Raw genomic sequence first — 21,284 nt, 5'->3', positions numbered from 1 at the left:
GAGTTGACAAATATAATTCATTACTGTAGAATAGTTTAAGTAAGTTGCTTAAGACACAACTGATTAGTAGTGGAGAAATACTCAAGTGGCTGAAGAGGCTCCCCTGCTAAGGGAGTAGGTCCCATTAAGGGTCGCGAGGGTTCAAATCCCTCTTTCTCCGCCAATAAAATTGTATGGTGAGGGCCTTTAGCTCAGTTGGTTAGAGCGCCCGGCTCATAACCGGTAGGTCCTGGGTTCAAGTCCCCGAAGGCCCACCATCTTCCGCCCAGATAGCTCAGTCGGTAGAGCAGAGGACTGAAAATCCTCGTGTCGCTGGTTCGATTCCGGCTCTGGGCACCATAACTGCTTTTAAAGCAGTTTTTTTTTGCTCTTTTTTAAGGAGGTTTTATGTTTTATAATAATTCAATCAAAGCAACTTTTCTATATCGAGAAAATCGTTTTATAGCAAAATGTAAAAAAGGTTCAAAAATTTTGACAGTATATATTCCAAATACAGGTCGTTGTAAAGAAATATTCATTAAAGGAGCTACATGTTTTTTAACTTACAACAAGGATAAAAATCGTAAAACTGATTACACTCTCACTTCTATTTATAAAAATGATAAATTGATAAATATTGACTCTTCTGCTCCAAATAAAATTGTTGGCGAAGCACTACATGAGAGTATAATTGATTTAGGCTTTGATATAAATTTAATCAAACCAGAATTTAAATACAAAGATTCACGTTTCGATTTTTATGTGGAAGGCAAAGATACAAAAGCTATGATAGAAGTAAAAGGTGTCACTTTAGAAAAAGATGGGCTATGCTCTTTCCCCGACGCCCCAACTAAAAGAGGTCTAAAGCATGTACGTGGTCTTTCCAATTTAAAAACAGATATTAAGGCTTATATAATTTTTGTAATTCAGTTAGAAGACGTTAGTCTTTTTACACCTAATTTCATGAATGATATAGATTTTTCAAATGGGTTAATTGATGCTTATAAAAACGGTGTAAACATCTTGTGCTTCAATTCTTATGTCAATAGATTTGGTTTAAAAATCGATAAACAAATCCCCTTTACTTTGGAGGAAATATGGAACTAAAATTAGCTAAACTCAAAGATAAAAATTTAATTTTACAATTTTATAAAGATGGTTCAGAAAAATTAAAATCTGAAGATATTGACCAATGGCAGGGCAAAAAAATGCCAAATTTAAATAATTTTTCTTCTCTATTGCAAAATCAAGAACTATTTATACTTGAAGATAATCTAGATATAGTAGGTACAGTTACAATAAAAAAATCTGACTTTGATTATGAAAATAATATGAATGGACAGTGGCTAACAGATGATGCTTATATAGCAATCCATCGTGTAGCTACAGGAAAAAAATATAGAAAAAAAGGTTATGGTAGAAATATTCTTGAGTTATGCGAAGATTATGCACGTAAGAATAATATTTTTTCTGTTCGAATAGATACTCATAGAAATAACAAGAGTATGCAAAGTTTAATCCAAAAATTAGGTTACACATATTGCGGTATTGTATATATAAATGGTACTGATGAGAGATTTGCATACGAAAAAGTATTGGAGGTTTAAAATGTTTGGTAAAGAAAAATATAAAAGATTCATTGTTGCTAATAAATATAGCCTAGGTTTTGAAAATATTAAAATAATTGTAGATATTGAAACTGGAGTAAATTATCTAGAAATTTATAGTAGTTATGGAAATTCCCTCACTCCCCTTCTAAACTCTGAAGGTTCAGTCGTAATTTCCTCTCCACAGGAATTAAATAGTTTAAAAAATAAAAATGACTAAAAATAATTTTAATTACTAATTTTTAATTTGTTATTTGTTGACAATAAAATATATAAAAAACCGAACTTTCACAGATAGTCCAAGTTCGGTTTTTTATATTTAAAATTTTCTTAATCTATTTGAATTTTACAAATTTAAATTATCTTTCAATCAAATTATAATACTAATAACTTATAAAATTCTAAAATTGTAAAATTTATTTGTGTAATTTGATATTAATTACTTTTTAATTTCAAACTATAACCATTTTACAAGAGTAATGGAAGAAACATTGTGGCCAGACCTAAAAATATGAAAAATCCACATACATCAGTAAATGTAGTCAAAAATATAGAAGATGCAACTGCAGGATCCACTTTCAATTTGTCGAGAAATAAAGGGATAAAAAAACCCATGGAGCACGCTATTATCATATTTAGAGTCATAGCCAAAAATAAAATTATACCTAAATAAATATTTTTATGCCATATTGTAAAAACTGCTCCAGCAATAATACCAATTATAGCCCCTTCCGATAATCCTAAAAATATTTCTTTAATAATGAGTTTAAAATCTTCTTTCAAACTCATTTCCCCTCTCGCTAGAGATGTCAAAATAATAGATAGGGTTTGGCTGCCTGCATTACCTCCCATACCAGTAACCACTGGCATTGCTGCAGATAAAACTACCACTTGCGAAATTGTACTCTCAAAGCCTTTAACTACAGAAGAAGCTAAAAAAGCAGTGGCCAAATTTACAACTAACCAAGGTACTCTACTCTTAAAAGATTGTAATATCGATGAGTCATATTCTTCATCTGCATTAACACCATGCATCTGTAAAATATCTTCACTATACTCTTGATCTATTACTGAAATGATATCTTCAGAAGTTATTACGCCAAGTATTGCCATATTTGCATTAACTACAGGCAAAACATCTAATTCGTACTTACTAAATAAATTTGCCGCTTCCTCTTGATCATCTGAACCCCTTACATAGAAATCTATTTCTTCAGCAATATCAATTAGCTGAGTCTTACTGGCAGACACAAGTAAATCTCTAATGGTTACATAACCTTTTAATCTGTGCAAATTATCTGTGACAAAAATTTCTTCTATAATCTCTGTTTCAGGAGAAATAGTCCTAATTTTTGCTATCGCCTCTTCTACGGTCAATGTTTCTCTAAGAGATATGAAATTTGTCGTCATTATTCCACCTGCTGATTCTTCATCAAATGAGAGAATCATTTTTAATACATTCGAATCAGATTTTTTCATAGTGGATAAAATTTCTTTTCTACGAAAAGTAGACAAAAGTCCCAATAAATCGGCTACAAGAGAAGTTTCCATATGAGTAAATATTTGTATTAATTCCCCATTTGTGAAAAAACTGGTAATTTTTACAATGACTTCGTCTTCAGATGATTCTAGAAGAAGCGCAACATTTTGAAATAATAAAAGATTTATAAAATCTTTTAAATCATCTTCGTCTAAATCTTCAATTACTTGACCAATATCCACTGGGTGATATTCTTCAAAAAGATTATTTGCTCTTCGGCTACTACCTGATATAACAATTTCGTTAATTTCTTCCTCAATATTTATCATTAATCATCACCTGCCAATGTTTCCAAATCTTTTAAGAATGATGACATATCATTCTTAATTCCATTTCTATAATGCGAATACACTAAAAAAAGCTCTTTCTTAGCTCTTGTCATAGCTACATAAAATATTCTTCGTTCTTCTTCAAATAATGATTCATCTTCGCCAAGCAAATCGAGACTAGTATTTGAAGGAAGGGTACCCTCATATAAGTCTATCACAAACACTTTAGAAAATTCTAACCCTTTAGAAGAATGAATAGTAGAAAATGTAACTTTTACATCACTTTCTTTAGGTTTTTTCAAAATATATTCAAGTTCTTTTAGTCTTCCTAAAAATAATTCAATTGAAGCTGAATTTTTAGCAATTAATTTTAAATAGTATAAATATTCATTGAGAGATTCTATAGTTTCTCGAAATCTCTTGGAATTTTCCTTTAAATAATTTCCGTATCCCATTTCTTTATCTATAAAGTTTATTGCATCATATACATTTGATCTTGATACCCGTTTAAAACAGGAATTTAATTTGTTAATATTTTTATGATAATAATCAGGTAAATAAGGATATTCTTTTAAGACATTAAATATATTTTTACCTGGATGTTTTTTTAAATAGTCTATATGTTTTCTGGAAATATAACCTATCAATTTATAATAGAATTTTTCATAAAGCTCAATGTTTGAAAGATCACGAGAAAAATTTAAAATATCTATCATATCTCTTGTGATAAAATGAGAAAAAAACTTAGTTTTCTTATCTTTAATATTAAATTTTATATTATTTCTTTCAAAATACTCGACAAGTCCTATGCTAGATAAATTGTTTCTGTATAAAACAGCTACATCGCCATCATAGTTCTCTATTTCCTTTTTAATAAATTCATACTGATTTTTTGGTTCTTTTACTTTAATTATACTAACAGGTTCATTAAAAGAATTGTCTGTGATAATATTTTTTTTATACCTATCTTTATTTTGATCTATAAAAATATTAGAGGTATTTACGATATTTTTAGAAGATCTAAAATTATTTTCCATAAATAAAGTCTTAATATTTTTATACTCTTTTTGTAAATTTAACAACTCATGAGGATTAGCACCTCTAAAACCGTATATAGACTGATCATCATCTGCCACAACTAAAAAATTGTCATTTGGCTTTGACAATAATTTCAACACCAAAAATTGACTATGACTTGTATCTTGGCCTTCATCTAGCTGTATAAATTTAAACATATTTCTATATTTATTACATAAAGCTATGTCACTTTTTAAAATATAATAGGCCTTTATAATCATATCATCAAAGTCTATTAAATTATGTTGATTTTTATAGTCTTCATATAAATTAAACACTTTGACAAAATTTGAAGTTTCACAGTTTTTATTCTTAGCATAAGAAGTCGGTCTAAGCATAGCATTTTTGCAATACCCAATTTCCATAAAAGCAGTCTCTAAAACTTCTTCAGTTGGATATGCATTGTTTGCTTGTCTATAAATAGAACGCATAATTTCGTATTTTTGAGCGACATTAGAATCAATTAGATTATAAGTTTTACCCTTTTTCATTGCATAGTCACGCACAATCCTATAACAAAATGCATGTATCGTAGCAAAATGAGAAATAACTTTTGGACAAAGTTCAGAAAACCTATTCTTAATATCAAGCGCTTGGGCTTTTGAAAAGGTAATTGTAAGAATTTGTGCTGGGTCTACTCCCCTTTCTATTAATCTCTTTGTTCTATGAAGTAAAATCGTAGTTTTTCCAGCACCTGGAACCGCTAAAACTATTGCAGGTCCTTCAAAATGTTCAATTGCTTTTAACTGATTTTCTGTAAGTAACAAGCTATCCCTCCACTATATAGTTTAAACTATTTAAACGATATTTTAAATCTATTTTTTTAAATACTTCAGTTGTGATATAATCTATATAATAGATACTTAAAGGGGGTAACGCTATGTTGATGACAAATTTCTTACAAAAGAGAAAGTCAGTTAGAAATTTTACAGAAAATGTAGTTCCAAAAGACATATTAGAAAATATAAAATTATTGATGGCGGAAATTGATGAAAGTGAAAGCGATGTTAAGTTTACTTTTTATGAAAATGGTAAAATTATTTCAGATGGTCTAGATGGTAAAGCTGGCTATGACGGAGTTATGATAAAGTCTCCCCATTATATAGCATTAGAAATAAAAGATAATAATGCTATTAACTTATTAAAAGGTGGATTTTATCTTGAAAAATTAAATACTAAAATCGTAGACCTTCACGTTGATACTTGTTGGATAACAGTTGATCAAGTAGATGCTGATACCAAAAAAACAATTTTTGGTCAAGGCGGAGAAGGAATTGATTTCTTAATAGGACTTGGCTATGGAGCAAAGAAAAAGCTATTTGATCCAGAAGTAACTTCTCCAAGACTTAAAGTAGAAGATATTATTTTTAAAGACAATATAGGTATACCAATTTCTATAGAAGAATTAGAAAATTATGGAATTTTTGATGTGTTCTCTTCTGTAAGATATGCCCCAAGTCATAAAAATTTACAACCCTGGAGATTTGTACTCGAAGGTCATACAGTAAAGGCATTTATGGTTAAAACTGTTGAGGACTCTAGATCCTTTGTAGATATGGGTGTAGTTTTATTTTATGTACAAGAAATGATGAAATCAATTAATATAAACAATAAATGGGAAGTTGAAATTAAAGAAGATGGAGACTACTACTATATAGGTTCATTTAATATTTAAATAGATTTATATTTCTAAATTAGCAAAATTGCCTGCAGTTAAACTGCAGGTCTTTTATTTGTCAGATTTTAGAACACTAAATTTTGATATTTAAAATTAACAATGAAAAATTCATGACTATTTATATTATAACTAACACAGTTATATTTTTATATAAGCTCGTTATATTATTAACTACCTCAAAATAGAATTATTGAAATCAATATTAAAATGTCTTACTGTTTCCTATAACTTTATTATTTTTCATCTTTCATAATATATTCATCTGTAGCAATTTATCTCTATAACTAAAAAATAATTTATATTTATTAAAATTTTAAAAAAATTTAGAACAATTTGTAAATTTTATTTGACAAACCAACTTTCACTCGGTAATATATTACATAACAGAGGAAAACGTTGATAAGAAAAGTTTTCTAAATTTAAATTTATATAAGCTCACATAATGGGTGAGCGTCTCTATTGGCTACCTATAGTCTAGCTATAAATTTATATTACACTAATGTTATGCCTGTATCTCTGTAGTTTTGCATTGTGTAATTAAATTTTTAGAAGCATAGGTATTTTTTTATTGCGTTATCTTCAATAATTTTAGGAGGCTATTATGACAGAAAAAAACGTTAACAAAAAACAACAGGGATTCTTTGAGCGTTTCTTTGAGCTTTCAAAGTATAACACAACAATAAGAACGGAGATTTTAGCGGGTATCACTACTTTTATAACCATTGCTTATATTTTAATTATCATACCGCTAACTGTTTCTGATCCCTTCGTAATCATGGGCGATACTTCATATGCTAGTCAAGTATCAAATGGTGTATTTATCGCAACTTGTATAGGAGCATTCATAGGAACTATGCTCGTGGCTTTTTATGCTAAACTTCCCTTTGCTCAAGCACCAGGAATGGGCTTAAGTGCTTTCTTTGCCTATACTGTTATTTTAGGTATGGGATATTCTTATGGCGAAGCTTTAGTTATAGTATTTTTATCTGGGGCATTATTTATATTAATAACAGCCATTGGACTTAGGGAGGCCATCATTAGAGCTATTCCTGCTTGTATAAAAGATGCAATGACACCAGGAATTGGTCTATTTATTTCAATAATTGGACTTAAAAGTGCGAGTATTGTTGTTGACAATCCTGCCACTTTAGTGAGCATGATTGATTTTTCACAGTGGCAAAATCCTGATTTTGATATTTCACTTATTATGTCAGCAACTGTGGCATTAATTGGGCTTATGATAATTGGGGTATTAAATGCCAAGAAAGTAAAGGGCTCAATATTAATAGGAATAATTGCAGCAACTATTATAGGTATACCTTTGGGAGTTACCAAGCTTGATACTTTTAATTTAAATCTTGCAGCAAAATTTAATGACTTTTTTGAAGTTTCATTTCTAAATTTAGATTTCACTGGTTTATTTGCCGGAGAAAATTTAATGCACAATATTTTCACAGTGTTTATGTTAGTGATAAGTTTTTCTCTGGTAAATATGTTTGACTCCTTGGGAACACTTCTTGGTGCAGCTAAACAAGCCAATATGATTGATGAAAATGGTGAAGTAATTAATATGCGTCAAGCTCTAATGTCTGATGCTATATCCACTCTAACTGGAGCTATGGTAGGTAGCCCTACTGTGACAACTCTTGTAGAGTCTAGTGCTGGAATTGCTGAGGGCGGAAGAACTGGACTTACTGCTTTTACAACAGCTTTATTATTTATGGGCGCAATTGTATTTGCTCCATTTGTGAGTATAATACCCGCTGCTGCTACTGCTCCTGCATTAGTCTATGTCGGTGTACTAATGCTCTCAAATGTTAAAGATGTTGATTTTAGCGATATAACTAATGCCATACCAGCATTTATTACTATAACTTTTATGCCTTTTACTTATTCAATCGCTAATGGTATCGCAATGGGCTTAATAAGTTATTGCATTTTAAAAATCTTCACTGGTAAATTTGACGAGATTAAACCACTTACAGCAATAGTTGCAATAGTTTTTGCACTTAGATATGTATTAATAACACTAGGTTAAAGGTGATAATATGAAAAAAAGTTTCATCATTAAAGGTGATATCTGTTATAGTAAAAATTCAAATGAACTAATTACTGTTAAGGACAGTTATCTAATCTGTAAAGATGGAATTTCCATGGGAATTTTTAAACAAATTCCAGAAGAATATAATAATTTAGAAGTTTATGATTTTTCTAATAAATTAATAACTCCGGGTTTGATTGACCTACATGTACACGCACCTCAATATACTTTTAGGGGATTAGGTATGGATTTAGAACTCCTAGATTGGTTAAATACTTATACTTTTCCAGAAGAATATAAATACTCCAATCTAAAATATTCACAAAAATCTTATGAAAAATTCGTAAATGATTTAAAGTTTAGTGCTACTACTAGAGCTTCTATATTTTCAACATTACATGTAAGTTCAACCGTTTTATTGATGGATTTACTTGAAAAATCAGGATTAATCACTTATGTTGGTAAAGTAAATATGGATAGAAATGGAATTGAAACATTACAAGAAGAAAGTTCTGAAGAAAGTGAATTAAGAACAGTTGAATGGTTAGAAAAAATAAAAGATAGATATCAAAGGACTTTTCCAATTTTAACTCCTAGATTTACTCCATCATGTACTGATGATCTAATGATTAGACTGAGTAAAATTCAAAAAAAATATACCTTACCAGTTCAATCACATCTATCAGAAAATAAAGGTGAAATAGCTTGGGTCAAACAACTATGCCCTGATACAAGATGTTATGGTGACTCATATGATAAATATCATTTATTTGGTGAAAATTCTAATACTATTATGGCACACTGCGTATGGTCAGATGAAATAGAACGTAAGCTACTAAAAAATCGCGGAGTATTTATTGCCCATTGTCCTAACTCTAATTTGAATTTAGCATCAGGTATAGCACCCATAAGGAAATATCTATCAGAAGGACAAAAAATCGGTCTAGGTAGTGATATTGCTGGCGGAATACATCTTTCTCTATTTAAACAAATATCAGATGCCATACAAGTATCAAAAATGTATTGGAGGTTAGTAGATGATACATGTAAGCCTTTGACAATAGAAGAAGCCTTCTATCTAGCAACTCTAGGTGGAGGAGAATTCTTTGGAAAAGTTGGTTCATTTGACAAAGGATTTGAATTTGATGCTATAGTAATTGATGATTCTGATTACAAACATGAGAATTTAAATCTAAATCAACGATTAGAAAGAACAATATATATGTCAGAAGCAAGACATGTTACACATAAGTTTGTTTCTGGAATTAAAATATTTTAATTAATAAAATACCCTTCTTAATATAGTCTTGTGTGAAAACTCATGAAATATAAAGAACTCACAAAATATCCCAATTGAGATTATATAAGAAGGGTGTTTTTATTTTATTATAAATTTCTAAATAATTTTTTGCCAAGTCTTATAGCTACAAATGCACCAATAGCGATAAATATTGCAGATATTATATCTTTGGTAAAATATATTATTACAACTGCTAATAAAAGATATAAAATAATATCAGTTATTTTGTCTAACATTCTTCCTCCTATTTATCTTTCGTATCATCTTTTACTTTTGAAATGACTACTGCATAACCAAATTGATTTTTAATATTTTCTTCGTCACGAGTATTATCTTCATTCTTATCACTTGATGAATTATCATAATTATTAAAAATAACTTTATCACTGTTTGATATATCACATTGGAAAAGTACTACTTTTTTATCCAAATTCACCTTCTCATCTAACCAGTCATAGACAGAGACTTTATTATCAGCTGTCAAAAAATCATCTTCTGTTTTATAAGTAGAATAATCTCCAACTAAACCCTTGTTAATATCTTTAATTTCTACATATGAAAATTTATCTCCATCTATTTTAATATAAAATGTATCCATTTTTTTAGGTAATCCATCTAGAATGATAGATTTTTTTGTACCTTCATATTTCACTAAATTAATTTTTATACTCTCATCTTTTTTTAAATTATTAACCTTAAAAAATCTTTCACCCTTGGAGTTTGACTGTTCAAGAGTTTTGTCTACAACTGTCTGTATATCATTTTGTACTTCAATAGGTTCCACCGTCGCTTCTTGTGAGCAAGAAGTATTTAAAGCTATCAATATTATTGCTAATATTAAAATTTTTTTCATTTTCCCCTCCTATTTCTTCATTATACTAAAATCTATTCTTAAATACTTTTATAACCGATACTAATACATTATATGCTATACATAATTTCGAATTAATTCCTACAATTTATAATCTAACTCTATTACTTATACTTAACAAAATAAAATCAAAATACTAGTAATCTTTCGTAAATTTTAAGATATCTATCAACTAAATTTGTTTAATTATTTATAAATTGACAATTATATAAAATTAATTATCAAATGAAATTCTAAGCTTGTTTACAAGTTTTTATAAAAAAAGACTGTATCATAACCACGATACAGTCCTAATCTTAAATTAAGCTTTTTCTTGTGCTTTTTTTAATTGAGCTGCTTTGATTTTTTCTTGTTTTTCTTTTTCCTTCTTGGCTTTTTCTCTTTCTTTCATTTTTTCTACCCTCTCAGGATATTCACAGAAAATAGCACCAGTAGGACATTTTGAAACACAAATTCCACAGTTTATACATTTGTCATAATCAATTCTGGCTAGGTTATTTTCAACATGAACTGCATCTTTTGGACAATTTCTTTCGCATAATCCACAAGCTATACATCCAACATCACAATTAGTTCTTACAACTTTACCAGGGTCATATGATTCACATTTGACAACAGTCTTTGCTTTATATGGAACAAGTTCAATGATTTTCTTTGGACATATATTTATACATTTCATACAAGAAACGCATTTTTCTTTATCCACGACTGCTACACCATTGACCATATGAATTGCATCAAATTCGCACACAGATACACAAGTTCCTCCGCCACAGCATCCGTAGCTACATGCTTTTGAACCTTGTTGAAAATCTGCAATCAATCTACAATCTTTAAGATCTTTGTAATCATATTTATTTTTAGCTTTATCGCAATCTCCTTGACAAATAACTGTAGCAACTTTTCTCTCAACATTTGCAGCGTTAACTCCCATAACTGCACTCACTTTTTCGGCACAGTCTGCTCCACCTATAAGGCAAGCATTTGTTGGGGCATTTCCTGCAACAATTGCTTCAGCAAGTCCATCACAACCAGGATATCCACAGGCACCACAATTCGCTCCAGGAAGTGCATTTCTAACTTCTATAACTTTTGGATCAACTTCAACTGCAAATACTTTAGATGCAATTGAAAGGACAACTCCAAAGAATGCACCTACAATTCCCAAAAATAAAATGGGAGTAAGTACTGTATTTAAATCCATATTTACCTCCTATACCAATCCACCAAAGCCGGAAAAAGCAATAGCCATAAGACCGGCACTGACAAGTGCAATAGGAACACCTTGAAGTGCTTTAGGTACATCAGCTAGAGCTAGCTTTTCTCTTAAAGCAGCTATCAAAACAAGTGCTAGTGTGAAACCAACAGAAGCTCCAAAGCCGCTAAATATAGTTTCTACTAAATTATATCCATTTTGAACATTCAATACTGTAACACCAAGTACCATACAGTTAGTTGTAATAAGTGGCAAATAAACACCCATTGCTTGATATAATGAAGGAGATGACTTTTTAATAAACATCTCTACAAATTGAACAAGTGATGCTATTACAAGGATAAATGCAATTGTTTGTAAATATCCAAGACCAAACTTGTCTAACACAAAAGTTTGAATTAACCAAGTGATAGCAGATGCAAGAACTACAACAAAAGTTACCGCAACTCCCATACCCATCGCTGTATCAGTTTTTGATGAAACTCCTAAAAACGGACAGATACCCAAGAATTGAGCAAAAATATAGTTATTAACAAGTATTGTAGATACTAAAATTGTAAAAATACTTTGTAACATCAGTCTGCCCTCCTACTTAAAATACGTCTATAACCTGCTATTAAAAATCCAAGTAAAATAAATGCCCCTGCTGGTGCACCCATTAATCCGATACCTGGAAAAGCTTCTGGTAAAATTTGTTTGTCAAATAATGTACCATAGCCTAATAATTCTCTAAAAAATCCCATTGAAAGAACTGCAATTGTATATCCAATACCTGCACCAATTCCATCAACAAGAGATGGTACAAGTTTATTTTTATAAGCAAAACCTTCAGCTTCTCCTAAAATTGCACAGTTTACAACTATTAATGGTAAAAATATTCCTAAAGCGTTGTAAATAGTCGGTGAATAAGCTTGAAGTATCATTTGTACTACTGTTACAAAAGTTGCAATAACAACAATAAAACATGGAATTCTAATTTTATCTGGAATAACATTTCTAAGTATAGACACTACACCATTACTCATCATCATAACAAATGTTACAGCCATTCCCATAGCTAAAGAATTCGTAATATTATTTGTAATGGCAAGTACAGAACAAAGCCCAATAAGTTGTATGAATACGGGATTGTTCTTGAAAGCACCGTCTGTAAAAACTTTACTTAATTTCATAATCTTACCCCCTATTCATTTATAAGTTCTTGGAAAACTGCAACTGCTTCATTAGCACCTTCAAGAACTCCTTTTGAAGAAACTGTAGCAGAAGTTAGCCACATTACTTCATTATCAGCTTGAGGATCTTTAGATATTTCTAAATCTCCTGCAGCAGATTTACCTTCATATGATGGATAATACTCATCAGTAGTTATTCTAGTACCATAACCACTAGTTTCTTGGTTTGAAATATTTCTAAAACCAGCAATCTTTTCGCCCTCGATTAAAAACCCAAGAGCATTTGTCATAGCACCACCAAAACCATTTGATTCTACATTTATACCATATCCAACAATATCCTCGCCTTTTTTAGCTACAAATATCTTTTCTATATTTGGATATTTTTCTTTAATATTAGCAAATTCACTTTCATCTAATTCTTCAAATCCGTCAGCTGCCTCACCAAAAATTTCTCCATAAGAATCTACAGCTTTTTGAAATTCAGCTTCTGCAATCACAGGAGCTGTAAAACTATTAACATAAGCTAAAAGCCCAGCAGAAACAGCACAGAAAACAAGAAGTATAATACCAAATTTTACAGGTTCTTTCATCTATTTCGCCTCCCCATAAGCTTCAGTTTTTGTCAATTTATCAATAAGCGGTGTAGCTAAGTTCATTAAACAAATAGCATAAGATACCCCTTCAGGTAGTGAAGCCTTAACTCTGATTAAAGCAGTCAAAATTCCGCAACCAATTGCAAATATTATTCTACCTTTTCTATTAATTGGATTAGTTGAATAATCAGTAGCCATAAAAATTGCTCCAAGCATCAACCCACCAGCTAATAATTCATGAGGAACATATTCAAAAGGAACCCCAAGTATTGGTAAAAATATAGCAGTTACAACAACATAAATAACAGGAACTTCCCATGAAATAACTTTTCTTGCTACCAAATAAATAAAACCTATAATAAGTGCAAGTGCAGAAGTTTCACCTAAAACTCCACCAATATTTCCAATAAACATATCAGAAATAGCTGGTAAATTCTCATAAGTTCCAGCACTCAAATGCGCTAATGGAGTAGCATAAGCCATTCCATCTACAGTAGCTCCAGTAAGAATACCTTGTCTTGCAAATTCAGGTGCTACATAATCTGTCATTTCTTTAGCCCATGATGCCATGAGTATAAGTCTTGCTGCTAAAGCAGGGTTCATAAAATTAAAACCAATTCCTCCAAAACACTCTTTAACTACAAGAATCGCAAACACAGAACCAAAAATTGCCATCCATATAGGAAAAGACACAGGCAAATTTAGTGCGATTAAAATTCCAGTTACAACAGCAGATAAATCTCCTATTCGTATAGTTTTCTTGAGAGCTTTTTGAGTAATATATTCAGTAGCAACTGCAGAAATTACACAAGCTGCAATTAAAAGTAATGATCTTTGACCAAAGAAATAAACTGAGGCAATCATAGCCGGAATAAGTGCAATGATTACATCTAACATAATCTTTGTTACTGTATCATTAGATCTGATATGAGGCGCTAAAGACACATAATGTGCAGCATTTTCATTAGTCAGCTCATTTTTCATTGTATTTTTTTCCATTTTCTACCTCCTACTTCTTTGCATTAGCCCTTATTTCACGTTTAGCTAATTTAACAGATGCAGTCAAATGCCTTTTTGCAGGACAAATAAAAGAGCATATACCGCATTCCATACATTGATCTGCATGAAGCTCAATACATAAATCAATATTTCCCTTTAAAATAGCATGATTAATATCTGTCGGGTTAATATTAGCCGGACAGTGATCAACACACCTTGAACATCTGATACAAGGACTTTCAATATTTGGTTTTACTTCTTCTTCAGTAAATACTAATATTCCTGAGGTAGTTTTTGTAATTGGAGAGTCCATATCAAAAACAGATTTACCTGTCATAGGACCACCACAAACAATTTCTACATGATTATCTTTAATTCCACCGCAGAAATTTAAAATATCTCCGACAGGTGTACCAATTTTAACTAAAATATTTTTAGGTTCTTTAATACCTGAACCACTTACCGTTATTACTCTTTCATAAGAAGGTCTTCCTTCAATCATAGCTTCATAAAAAGCTAGAGTAGTACCCACATTTGTTAAGAAAACTCCCACATCATTAGTTACACCATTTTGTGGAACAATTCTTCCTACTACAGCTTCAGAAAGTCTTTTAGAATCTCCTTGTGGATATTTGGTTTGACAACCAACAACTTTAAGATGATTCCAATTAGGATGAGAACTAATAACTTCTTCCATTTTTTCTATGGCATCTGGTTTATTTTCTTCGATTGCCATATAAGATACATCCTTATTATAATAATGAGAGAAAATATCTAAACCCTCTAAAATTTCTTCTGTTTTTTCGAGCATAATTCTGTGGTCGCAAGTTAAAAACGGCTCACATTCTGCTCCATTAATTACACATTCATCAAGAATAGGATCTTCACTTTTTAACTTAGCATGTAGCGGAAAACCAGCTCCACCCATACCAACAATTCCCTTTTCTTTTATGAATGGAATTAAATCATCTATTGGATGATCTTTGTAATCCTTAAAATCTTTAAGATCATCTGTCATTTCATCCTTACCGTCGCTTCTTATAACGACACATTCACAGAATCTTCCATCAGCAGTATACATTTTTTTGATATCCTCTACTGTTCCTGACACAGAAGAATGCACTGCCGCTGATATAAAAGCTTCTGAGTTACCCACTAATTGTCCTACTTTAACAGTATCCCCTTTTGAAACAACTGGAGAGCATGGTGCTCCAATATGTTGTGACATTGGTATGTAAACAATTTCAGGACTTGGCATCCTTTCGATTGCTATTTTTTCTGTCAAAGTTTTGTGTTCGTCCATATGGACTCCACCAACGGAAAAAGTGAGATTTCTTGAACTCATAAAAAATTCACCCCTTGTTCGGCTACACATAGCCTTTTTTACCTTTTGTTATAATTATAACACTAATTTTAATTAAAGTATATGATAATGAGAGAATTTTTATAAATGGAAATCTATTCCAGTGTTTATTTTACTTGATTATGGAGCTTTTGATAATTTTTTGTCATGCTGCAAATATCGAGATATATTTAAAATAAATTCCCTTTTATCATCAATTATTTTAAAAATTCATATTATGTATCGAAATCAAAGCAAATATTTTCCTGTTATTACCGTATCAAATTTTAAATTCGTTTTAGTTTTAAATATAATTTAAAGATGATTCTCACTTCTTATTAAGTTGATAAATTATAGATTTTTATTTAACAATAATTATAATGACGTGTATTTAATACTAAACCTTTTTAAAGAAGATTAATTCGGAACAAGATTTAACTTCACAAATCATATAAAAAATAAAAAGACCCTCTAAGAAGAGAGTCTTAAAATAAAATATAATTTTAAATTTATTTGTTTCTTTCATATGGAATACCATCAGCAGAAGGTGCTCGTGAACCTTTTACAAAAACAATCAACACTACTAAAGTTATGATATAAGGTATCATAGAAAGTATATTTGTGTTTATATTTATACCTCGAGAACCTAAAAATACAGATAGCCCTTGTGCAAAGCCAAATAAAAGGCAGGCCGCCATTGCTCCATGAGGTTTCCAACCTCCAAATATTACAGCTGCAAGTGCTATAAATCCTTGTCCACTGATTAAAGTTTCTCTAAAGTTTGAAACAACTGCCAGTGACATTGACGCTCCCCCAAGCCCTGCCAAAAATCCTGAGCCAAGTACGCATATATATTTGATAGCATAAGCATTTACACCCAGTGTTTCGGCAGCTTTAGGATGTTCGCCAACTGATCTAATTCTCAGTCCAAGTCTTGTTTTATAAAGTAGAAAATACATCAATAAAACAAGAATAAAAGAAATATAAACGGATGCATATTGTGTAAATATAATATCTAAAAATTTCAATAAACCATTTGAACCTACTACTTCTTTAGTAAATATGCTTTTGAAAAGTACAGGTAATTTATTTTCATAAGGTATTGACTTTGACATTGCCGCCCCATCAAAAAATAATCTAGATAAAAACACTGCAAGACCAGGCCCAATTAAGTTAATTGCAATACCACTAACTACATGGTCTGCAGAAAAATGTATTGTGGCAATAGCGTGAAGTAAAGCTAAAAGCATACCTCCAATACCACCACATAAAAATGCAAGCCATGGATTACCAACATAATATCCGACAATTGATCCCATAATTGCACCAATCGCCATCATACCCTCAAGTCCAATATTTACTACTCCGGAGTTTTCGCTAAGTACTCCGCCTAATGCTGTATAAATAAGAGGTGCAGAATAAAGCAAAGTTATTGAAAGAATACTTGCAATATTTAATCCTAAATTGCTCATTTTTTACCCCCTACTTTATCAGTTTCATTTTTCTTAATAGAATTTGTATTCATTTTTTTATTTTTATTTTCGCCACTCCACTTTGTAAAAAAGAATTTAATAGTGTCTAAAAGTTTAGGCATAGCAATAAACAAAATCATTATTCCTACAATAATATTAATTACTTCAGAATAAGTTCCTATAGTTGTAAGTTTACCCCCACCATAGCTAAGACCTGCATAAAGCAGAGCCGCAGGTATAGTGCCCAATGGAGCATTGCCAGCAATTAGAGATACAGCCATACCATCAAAACCATAACCTTCTTGAGCTGCCATCATACCAATATTACCAGAAACTCCTAGTACTGTGATTGCTCCAGCAAGACCTGCAAGAGCTCCAGCAATTCCCATTGATTTAACTATTGCTTTATTTATATCTATTCCTCCATACTCGGCAGCTTTTCTATTAAAACCAACAGCACGAAGTTCATAGCCCAAGGTAGTTTTCTTTAGAATATACCAAATGATTATTGCAGCGATAATTGCAATTATAAGTCCCCAGTTCACTGGGGGATTTAAAATATCCCTTAAAAATTTATTTTGTTTCAGAAACTCTTTCCCAGCTCCACTTCTCTTCCATGTACCTAAAATTCTTATAGATGCACTAGCCTTAATAGGATAAGAGTTATCAGATTCAATACTTCTAATGAGTGGAAAACTCAACAAATAGTTGCTAAGATAAAAGGCAATCCAATTCATCATAATAGAAGAAATTACCTCATTTACCTGGAATTTAGCTTTGAAAAAGCCTACTAAACCTCCCCAAATAAATCCACAGAATAGCCCGCAAACTAAAGCAACTATACCATGTATTACTGGAGGAAGATCAAGTAACAATCCAGCGAGCAATGCTCCAATAGAGCCAACAATATATTGACCTTCAGCCCCTATATTAAAAAGTCCTGTATTAAAAGCGAACGCAACCGAAAGTCCTGTTAAGATAAGAGGTACAGCTTTTACCACTGTCCACGAAATATATTTAGGTTTGCCAAATGCCCCTACAAAAATAACCTTATATGCTTCAATTGGATTTGTTCCACTTAGTATTAATACAATAGAACCAATAACCATTCCTAAGAGCATTGCAAGGAGTGTATATATAATTCTATTTCTCTTCATCATTACCTCCTGCCATGTATAATCCCAGTTCTCTTTCATTAGTTTCACTTGCATTTACAGTTTTTAAAATTTTACCATCAAAAATGACAGATATCCTATCAGATAGGGCCATTATTTCATCAAGTTCAAAAGAAATTAACAGTACAGCTTTACCCTTATCTCTTTGTTCAATCAAAAAGTTTCTTATATATTCAATTGCACCAACGTCAAGTCCTCTTGTAGGTTGAGCTGCTATTAATAAATCAGGATCATCAGAGATTTCTCTTGCCAAAATAACCTTTTGTTGATTACCACCAGATAATGAACCAGCAAAATAATCTATATTATTAGGTCTGACATCATAACTTTCAACCAATTTTTGAGAATAATCCCTTATTTCTTTTGATTTTAAAATTCCATTTTCAGAAAATTGATTTTTGTTATAATTTTTTAGAATCATATTTTCAGAAATAGTAAAATCTAACACAAGACCTCTTATTTGTCTATCTTCTGGAATTGAATTTAATCCAGAATCGATTATTTGTCTTGGAGTTTTATTGGTTATATCTTTTCCTTTAAATGTAATAGTTCCACTATCTACTTCTCTTAGTCCTGTCAAGGCTTCAATTAATTCAGATTGACCATTACCGTCAATACCAGCTATTCCATGTATTTCTCCAGATTTTACTTCTAAATTAAATTCTTTAAGCTTGTTTATTTTTCGTATATCGCTTACAACTAAGTTCTCTACATTTAATACAGTATCGCCCGGTTTTTGTGGTTTTTTATCTACATCTAAATGAACCGCTCTTCCCACCATCATGTCGGCAAGTTCAGACTCAGAAATATCTTTAACCTCTACTGTATCAATTTTTTTACCTCGCCTTATGATAGTACAGCGATCAGCCATTCTTTTAATTTCTTTTAATTTATGTGTGATTATTATAATTGATTTGCCTTCATTAGAAAGATTTGTAATTATTCCAACTAATTCGTCAATTTCTTGAGGCGTAAGAACTGCTGTAGGTTCATCAAAAATTAAAATATCCGCACCTCTATAGAGCACTTTTAGAATTTCTACTTTTTGTTGAGTACCTACAGATATATCTTCAATTTTTGCATCAGGGTCTATATTAAACCCATATCTATTAGCAAGTTCCATCACTTCTTTTCTTGCCTTTTTAACATCTATTTTTATACCATTGACTGGTTCCATTCCTAGAATAATATTTTCAACAACAGTAAATGGCTCAATTAACATAAAATGTTGATGAACCATACCAAGTCCTGCTTTTATAGCATCTTTAGGATCTCGAAATACCTTCTTCTCGCCATTTATATAAATATCGCCTGAAGTAGGAGAATACATTCCATAGAGCATATTCATAAGCGTTGATTTGCCAGCTCCATTTTCTCCAAGAAGAGAATGTATCTCACCTTTTTTGATATCGAGATTTATATTGTCATTAGCTGTGAAATCACCAAATTTTTTTGTGATGTTATTCATATAGACAGCCAGATTATTATCTTTTTCCAACACAAACGCTCTCCTTTACATTGATATATAAATTATACCAAAGAAAGCTGGGTTTTCACAATAAATTACAATAAATAATTGAAAAATCGCACTTTATTGAAATATTTGATTAAAAGTATGCTTTAGATTTACAACTTAACTATATTTTAAAAAATACAAACAAAAAAGAGACAAGTACATTAAGAGTACTCATCTCTCTAGTTCAAATTTTTGGGGTCACTCTAATAGTGACACTTTTTTAATTATTTTGCACTATCGTAAGTTTCTTGATTGTATGGAACTTTAATTTCTCCATCAACAATTTTCTTAGAAATTTCATCTACTTTTTCAAGTATTTCTGGAGCAACATTTTTATCTGAAGTTGGTGCGATACCTACTGCTCCTTCATCAGCTAAACCAAATTCAATAGTTTGACCGCCTTTAAACTGTCCTTTTTGCATTTGTTCAACAACTTGATATACTGCAACATCTGCATTTTTCATTGCTGAAGTTAAAACATTGTCTGGTGCTAAATCGTTTTGGTCTCTATCTACACCGATAGCCCATTTATCTGCCTCTTTAGCTGCTTCGATAACGCCTGCTCCTGCACCACCTGCTGCATGAAATACTACATCTGCTCCATTTTGATACATTGTAGCAGTAATTGATTTACCTTTTTGAGCATCAGTAAAGTTACCTACATATTGAGTTAATACTTCTATATCTTGTCCTTTTTCTTGTGCTGCATAATCAACACCAGCTTTGTATCCGTATTCAAATCCCCAAATTATGTTTCCTTCTTGTCCACCAACAAAACCTACTTTATTTGTTTCAGAAGTCATACCTGCAATATAACCAACTAAGAAAGACGGCTCTTGTGCTCTAAACATGATTCCCAAAAGGTTTTCAGGGGCTTCTATTTCTCCGCCATTAGTTACATCAACATCAACAATTGCGTAGTTAATTTCTGGATAAGAGTCAGCTGCTTGAGCTATAGCTTCGCCCATTTTAAATCCAGCTCCAAATACTAAATCTTTTTCTTGGTCAGCGAATGTTTCTAAATTGGGAGTATAGTCTTTAGTATCTTTTGATTCAAGATAATCTGCAGTTATGCCAAGTTCTTCTTTAGCTTTTTGAAGTCCTTCCCAAGCTCCTTGATTAAATGACTCATCATTTACTCCACCCTCATCAGTTACAAATCCAACACTTACATCTTCTTTAGATTCAGCAGTCTCTTCATTAGCTGTATTATTGCCTTTATTTGCAGGTGCATTGTCTTTGCCACCACATGCAACTAATCCAACCATTGCAAGAAAAATTGCTGCTAATAAAATTAATTTTTTCTTCATAGTTTCCTCCTATTATTTTATAATTTTAATTATATAGTATATGAATTTTTATTTCAATAACGAAACTTTTTCCCAGTATTTACTAAACTTTTACTGATGAAAAAACATTTAAAAACTCAACTAT

The 21,284-nt window shown here is 31.1% G+C and carries 20 protein-coding genes, 3 tRNA genes and 1 riboswitch; of the genes, 9 read left to right on the top strand and 14 right to left on the bottom strand.

Annotated elements, in window-relative coordinates:
• The first annotated feature begins 71 nt into the window (after positions 1-71).
• From ABID14_RS05530 to ABID14_RS05505, 6 genes are all read left to right on the top strand, one after another.
• Positions 72-163, top strand: a tRNA-Ser gene (locus tag ABID14_RS05530).
• Between the two features lie 17 nt (positions 164-180).
• A tRNA-Ile gene (locus ABID14_RS05525) sits at positions 181-257 on the top strand.
• A 6-nt stretch (positions 258-263) separates the two neighbouring features.
• A tRNA-Phe gene (locus ABID14_RS05520) sits at positions 264-339 on the top strand.
• A 48-nt stretch (positions 340-387) separates the two neighbouring features.
• Positions 388-1,086, top strand: a complete 699-nt coding sequence (sfsA, locus tag ABID14_RS05515) for a DNA/RNA nuclease SfsA (protein WP_354367974.1) — start codon at positions 388-390, stop codon at positions 1,084-1,086.
• Positions 1,077-1,586: a GNAT family N-acetyltransferase gene (locus ABID14_RS05510; RefSeq protein ID WP_354367972.1), complete on the top strand. Its 510-nt coding sequence runs from the start codon at positions 1,077-1,079 to the stop codon at positions 1,584-1,586. Before sfsA ends, ABID14_RS05510 begins: the two co-directional genes overlap by 10 nt.
• A gap of 1 nt (position 1,587) precedes the next feature.
• A complete protein-coding gene (locus ABID14_RS05505; protein ID WP_354367970.1) occupies positions 1,588-1,806 on the top strand; it encodes a DUF6440 family protein in 219 nt (72 codons plus the stop codon).
• A 248-nt stretch (positions 1,807-2,054) separates the two neighbouring features.
• Here ABID14_RS05505 and mgtE read toward each other — a convergent pair whose 3' ends face one another.
• Together mgtE and ABID14_RS05495 are read right to left on the bottom strand one after the other, a co-directional pair.
• Complete coding sequence (gene mgtE, locus ABID14_RS05500) at positions 2,055-3,395, bottom strand: magnesium transporter (RefSeq protein WP_354367968.1); 1,341 nt, start codon at positions 3,393-3,395, stop codon at positions 2,055-2,057.
• Positions 3,395-5,239 (bottom strand): ATP-dependent helicase, encoded by a 1,845-nt coding sequence (locus ABID14_RS05495; protein WP_354367966.1) that lies wholly within the window; start codon positions 5,237-5,239, stop codon positions 3,395-3,397. Before ABID14_RS05495 ends, mgtE begins: the two co-directional genes overlap by 1 nt.
• Before the next feature lie 113 nt (positions 5,240-5,352).
• Here ABID14_RS05495 and ABID14_RS05490 point away from each other — a divergent pair, with 113 nt between their 5' ends.
• The 3 genes from ABID14_RS05490 to ABID14_RS05480 all read left to right on the top strand — a co-directional run bounded on the left by ABID14_RS05490 (position 5,353) and on the right by ABID14_RS05480 (position 9,470).
• The gene (locus ABID14_RS05490; RefSeq protein ID WP_354367964.1) at positions 5,353-6,147 is read left to right on the top strand and encodes a nitroreductase family protein; all 795 of its coding nucleotides are present in this window, start codon (positions 5,353-5,355) and stop codon (positions 6,145-6,147) included.
• A 408-nt stretch (positions 6,148-6,555) separates the two neighbouring features.
• A riboswitch (purine riboswitch) is annotated at positions 6,556-6,651 on the top strand.
• A 100-nt stretch (positions 6,652-6,751) separates the two neighbouring features.
• Positions 6,752-8,188, top strand: coding sequence for an NCS2 family permease (locus tag ABID14_RS05485; RefSeq protein WP_354367962.1), 1,437 nt, complete (start codon positions 6,752-6,754; stop codon positions 8,186-8,188).
• A gap of 10 nt (positions 8,189-8,198) precedes the next feature.
• Positions 8,199-9,470: an amidohydrolase family protein gene (locus tag ABID14_RS05480; protein WP_354367960.1), complete on the top strand. Its 1,272-nt coding sequence runs from the start codon at positions 8,199-8,201 to the stop codon at positions 9,468-9,470.
• Positions 9,471-9,577: 107 nt separating this feature from the next.
• On the opposite strand, the gene ABID14_RS05475 is transcribed toward ABID14_RS05480, so the two are convergent.
• From ABID14_RS05475 to ABID14_RS05420, 12 genes are all read right to left on the bottom strand, one after another.
• Positions 9,578-9,727: a hypothetical protein gene (locus tag ABID14_RS05475; RefSeq protein WP_354367958.1), complete on the bottom strand. Its 150-nt coding sequence runs from the start codon at positions 9,725-9,727 to the stop codon at positions 9,578-9,580.
• 8 nt (positions 9,728-9,735) lie between these two features.
• A complete protein-coding gene (locus tag ABID14_RS05470; RefSeq protein WP_354367956.1) occupies positions 9,736-10,344 on the bottom strand; it encodes a hypothetical protein in 609 nt (202 codons plus the stop codon).
• A gap of 319 nt (positions 10,345-10,663) precedes the next feature.
• Positions 10,664-11,566: an RnfABCDGE type electron transport complex subunit B gene (locus tag ABID14_RS05465; protein ID WP_354367954.1), complete on the bottom strand. Its 903-nt coding sequence runs from the start codon at positions 11,564-11,566 to the stop codon at positions 10,664-10,666.
• Between the two features lie 9 nt (positions 11,567-11,575).
• Positions 11,576-12,154 carry an electron transport complex subunit RsxA gene (rsxA, locus tag ABID14_RS05460; RefSeq protein WP_354367953.1) on the bottom strand — a complete coding sequence of 193 codons (579 nt, stop codon included), beginning with the start codon at positions 12,152-12,154 and terminating at the stop codon, positions 11,576-11,578.
• Entirely contained in the window at positions 12,154-12,750 is a 597-nt protein-coding gene (gene rsxE, locus ABID14_RS05455) for an electron transport complex subunit RsxE (protein WP_354367951.1), read from the bottom strand. The genes rsxA and rsxE overlap by 1 nt, the downstream gene beginning before the upstream one ends.
• Before the next feature lie 11 nt (positions 12,751-12,761).
• Complete coding sequence (locus tag ABID14_RS05450) at positions 12,762-13,343, bottom strand: RnfABCDGE type electron transport complex subunit G (protein WP_354367949.1); 582 nt, start codon at positions 13,341-13,343, stop codon at positions 12,762-12,764.
• Complete coding sequence (locus tag ABID14_RS05445) at positions 13,344-14,345, bottom strand: RnfABCDGE type electron transport complex subunit D (RefSeq protein WP_354367947.1); 1,002 nt, start codon at positions 14,343-14,345, stop codon at positions 13,344-13,346.
• Positions 14,346-14,355: 10 nt separating this feature from the next.
• Positions 14,356-15,690 carry an electron transport complex subunit RsxC gene (gene rsxC / locus ABID14_RS05440; protein ID WP_354367945.1) on the bottom strand — a complete coding sequence of 445 codons (1,335 nt, stop codon included), beginning with the start codon at positions 15,688-15,690 and terminating at the stop codon, positions 14,356-14,358.
• A 506-nt stretch (positions 15,691-16,196) separates the two neighbouring features.
• Positions 16,197-17,159, bottom strand: coding sequence for an ABC transporter permease (locus tag ABID14_RS05435; RefSeq protein ID WP_354367943.1), 963 nt, complete (start codon positions 17,157-17,159; stop codon positions 16,197-16,199).
• A complete protein-coding gene (locus ABID14_RS05430; RefSeq protein ID WP_354367941.1) occupies positions 17,156-18,316 on the bottom strand; it encodes an ABC transporter permease in 1,161 nt (386 codons plus the stop codon). Before ABID14_RS05430 ends, ABID14_RS05435 begins: the two co-directional genes overlap by 4 nt.
• Complete coding sequence (locus ABID14_RS05425; RefSeq protein ID WP_354368108.1) at positions 18,303-19,802, bottom strand: ABC transporter ATP-binding protein; 1,500 nt, start codon at positions 19,800-19,802, stop codon at positions 18,303-18,305. Before ABID14_RS05425 ends, ABID14_RS05430 begins: the two co-directional genes overlap by 14 nt.
• Positions 19,803-20,074: 272 nt before the next feature.
• On the bottom strand, positions 20,075-21,160 hold the full coding sequence (locus tag ABID14_RS05420; RefSeq protein ID WP_354367939.1) for a BMP family lipoprotein: 1,086 nt from the start codon (positions 21,158-21,160) through the stop codon (positions 20,075-20,077).
• Between the last annotated feature and the right edge of the window lie 124 nt (positions 21,161-21,284).

This window comes from Peptoniphilus olsenii (assembly GCF_040545475.1).
GTDB classification, from domain to species: Bacteria; Bacillota; Clostridia; order Tissierellales; family Peptoniphilaceae; genus Peptoniphilus_A; species Peptoniphilus_A olsenii.
Note: the sequence above shows the minus strand (reverse complement) of the source record. Positions and strands in the feature narration are given on the sequence as shown.

Excerpts from the sequence above, each read along its gene's own strand:
- sfsA (WP_354367974.1), top strand. The coding sequence starts at position 388 with ATGTTTTATAATAATTCAATCAAAGCAACTTTTCTATATCGAGAAAAT.
- ABID14_RS05510 (WP_354367972.1), top strand. The coding sequence starts at position 1,077 with ATGGAACTAAAATTAGCTAAACTCAAAGATAAAAATTTAATTTTACAA.
- ABID14_RS05505 (WP_354367970.1), top strand. The coding sequence starts at position 1,588 with ATGTTTGGTAAAGAAAAATATAAAAGATTCATTGTTGCTAATAAATAT.
- mgtE (WP_354367968.1), bottom strand. The coding sequence starts at position 3,395 with ATGATAAATATTGAGGAAGAAATTAACGAAATTGTTATATCAGGTAGT.
- ABID14_RS05490 (WP_354367964.1), top strand. The coding sequence starts at position 5,353 with ATGTTGATGACAAATTTCTTACAAAAGAGAAAGTCAGTTAGAAATTTT.
- ABID14_RS05485 (WP_354367962.1), top strand. The coding sequence starts at position 6,752 with ATGACAGAAAAAAACGTTAACAAAAAACAACAGGGATTCTTTGAGCGT.
- ABID14_RS05480 (WP_354367960.1), top strand. The coding sequence starts at position 8,199 with ATGAAAAAAAGTTTCATCATTAAAGGTGATATCTGTTATAGTAAAAAT.
- ABID14_RS05475 (WP_354367958.1), bottom strand. The coding sequence starts at position 9,727 with ATGTTAGACAAAATAACTGATATTATTTTATATCTTTTATTAGCAGTT.
- ABID14_RS05470 (WP_354367956.1), bottom strand. The coding sequence starts at position 10,344 with ATGAAAAAAATTTTAATATTAGCAATAATATTGATAGCTTTAAATACT.
- ABID14_RS05465 (WP_354367954.1), bottom strand. The coding sequence starts at position 11,566 with ATGGATTTAAATACAGTACTTACTCCCATTTTATTTTTGGGAATTGTA.
- rsxA (WP_354367953.1), bottom strand. The coding sequence starts at position 12,154 with ATGTTACAAAGTATTTTTACAATTTTAGTATCTACAATACTTGTTAAT.
- rsxE (WP_354367951.1), bottom strand. The coding sequence starts at position 12,750 with ATGAAATTAAGTAAAGTTTTTACAGACGGTGCTTTCAAGAACAATCCC.
- ABID14_RS05450 (WP_354367949.1), bottom strand. The coding sequence starts at position 13,343 with ATGAAAGAACCTGTAAAATTTGGTATTATACTTCTTGTTTTCTGTGCT.
- ABID14_RS05445 (WP_354367947.1), bottom strand. The coding sequence starts at position 14,345 with ATGGAAAAAAATACAATGAAAAATGAGCTGACTAATGAAAATGCTGCA.
- rsxC (WP_354367945.1), bottom strand. The coding sequence starts at position 15,690 with ATGAGTTCAAGAAATCTCACTTTTTCCGTTGGTGGAGTCCATATGGAC.
- ABID14_RS05435 (WP_354367943.1), bottom strand. The coding sequence starts at position 17,159 with ATGAGCAATTTAGGATTAAATATTGCAAGTATTCTTTCAATAACTTTG.
- ABID14_RS05430 (WP_354367941.1), bottom strand. The coding sequence starts at position 18,316 with ATGAAGAGAAATAGAATTATATATACACTCCTTGCAATGCTCTTAGGA.
- ABID14_RS05425 (WP_354368108.1), bottom strand. The coding sequence starts at position 19,802 with ATGAATAACATCACAAAAAAATTTGGTGATTTCACAGCTAATGACAAT.
- ABID14_RS05420 (WP_354367939.1), bottom strand. The coding sequence starts at position 21,160 with ATGAAGAAAAAATTAATTTTATTAGCAGCAATTTTTCTTGCAATGGTT.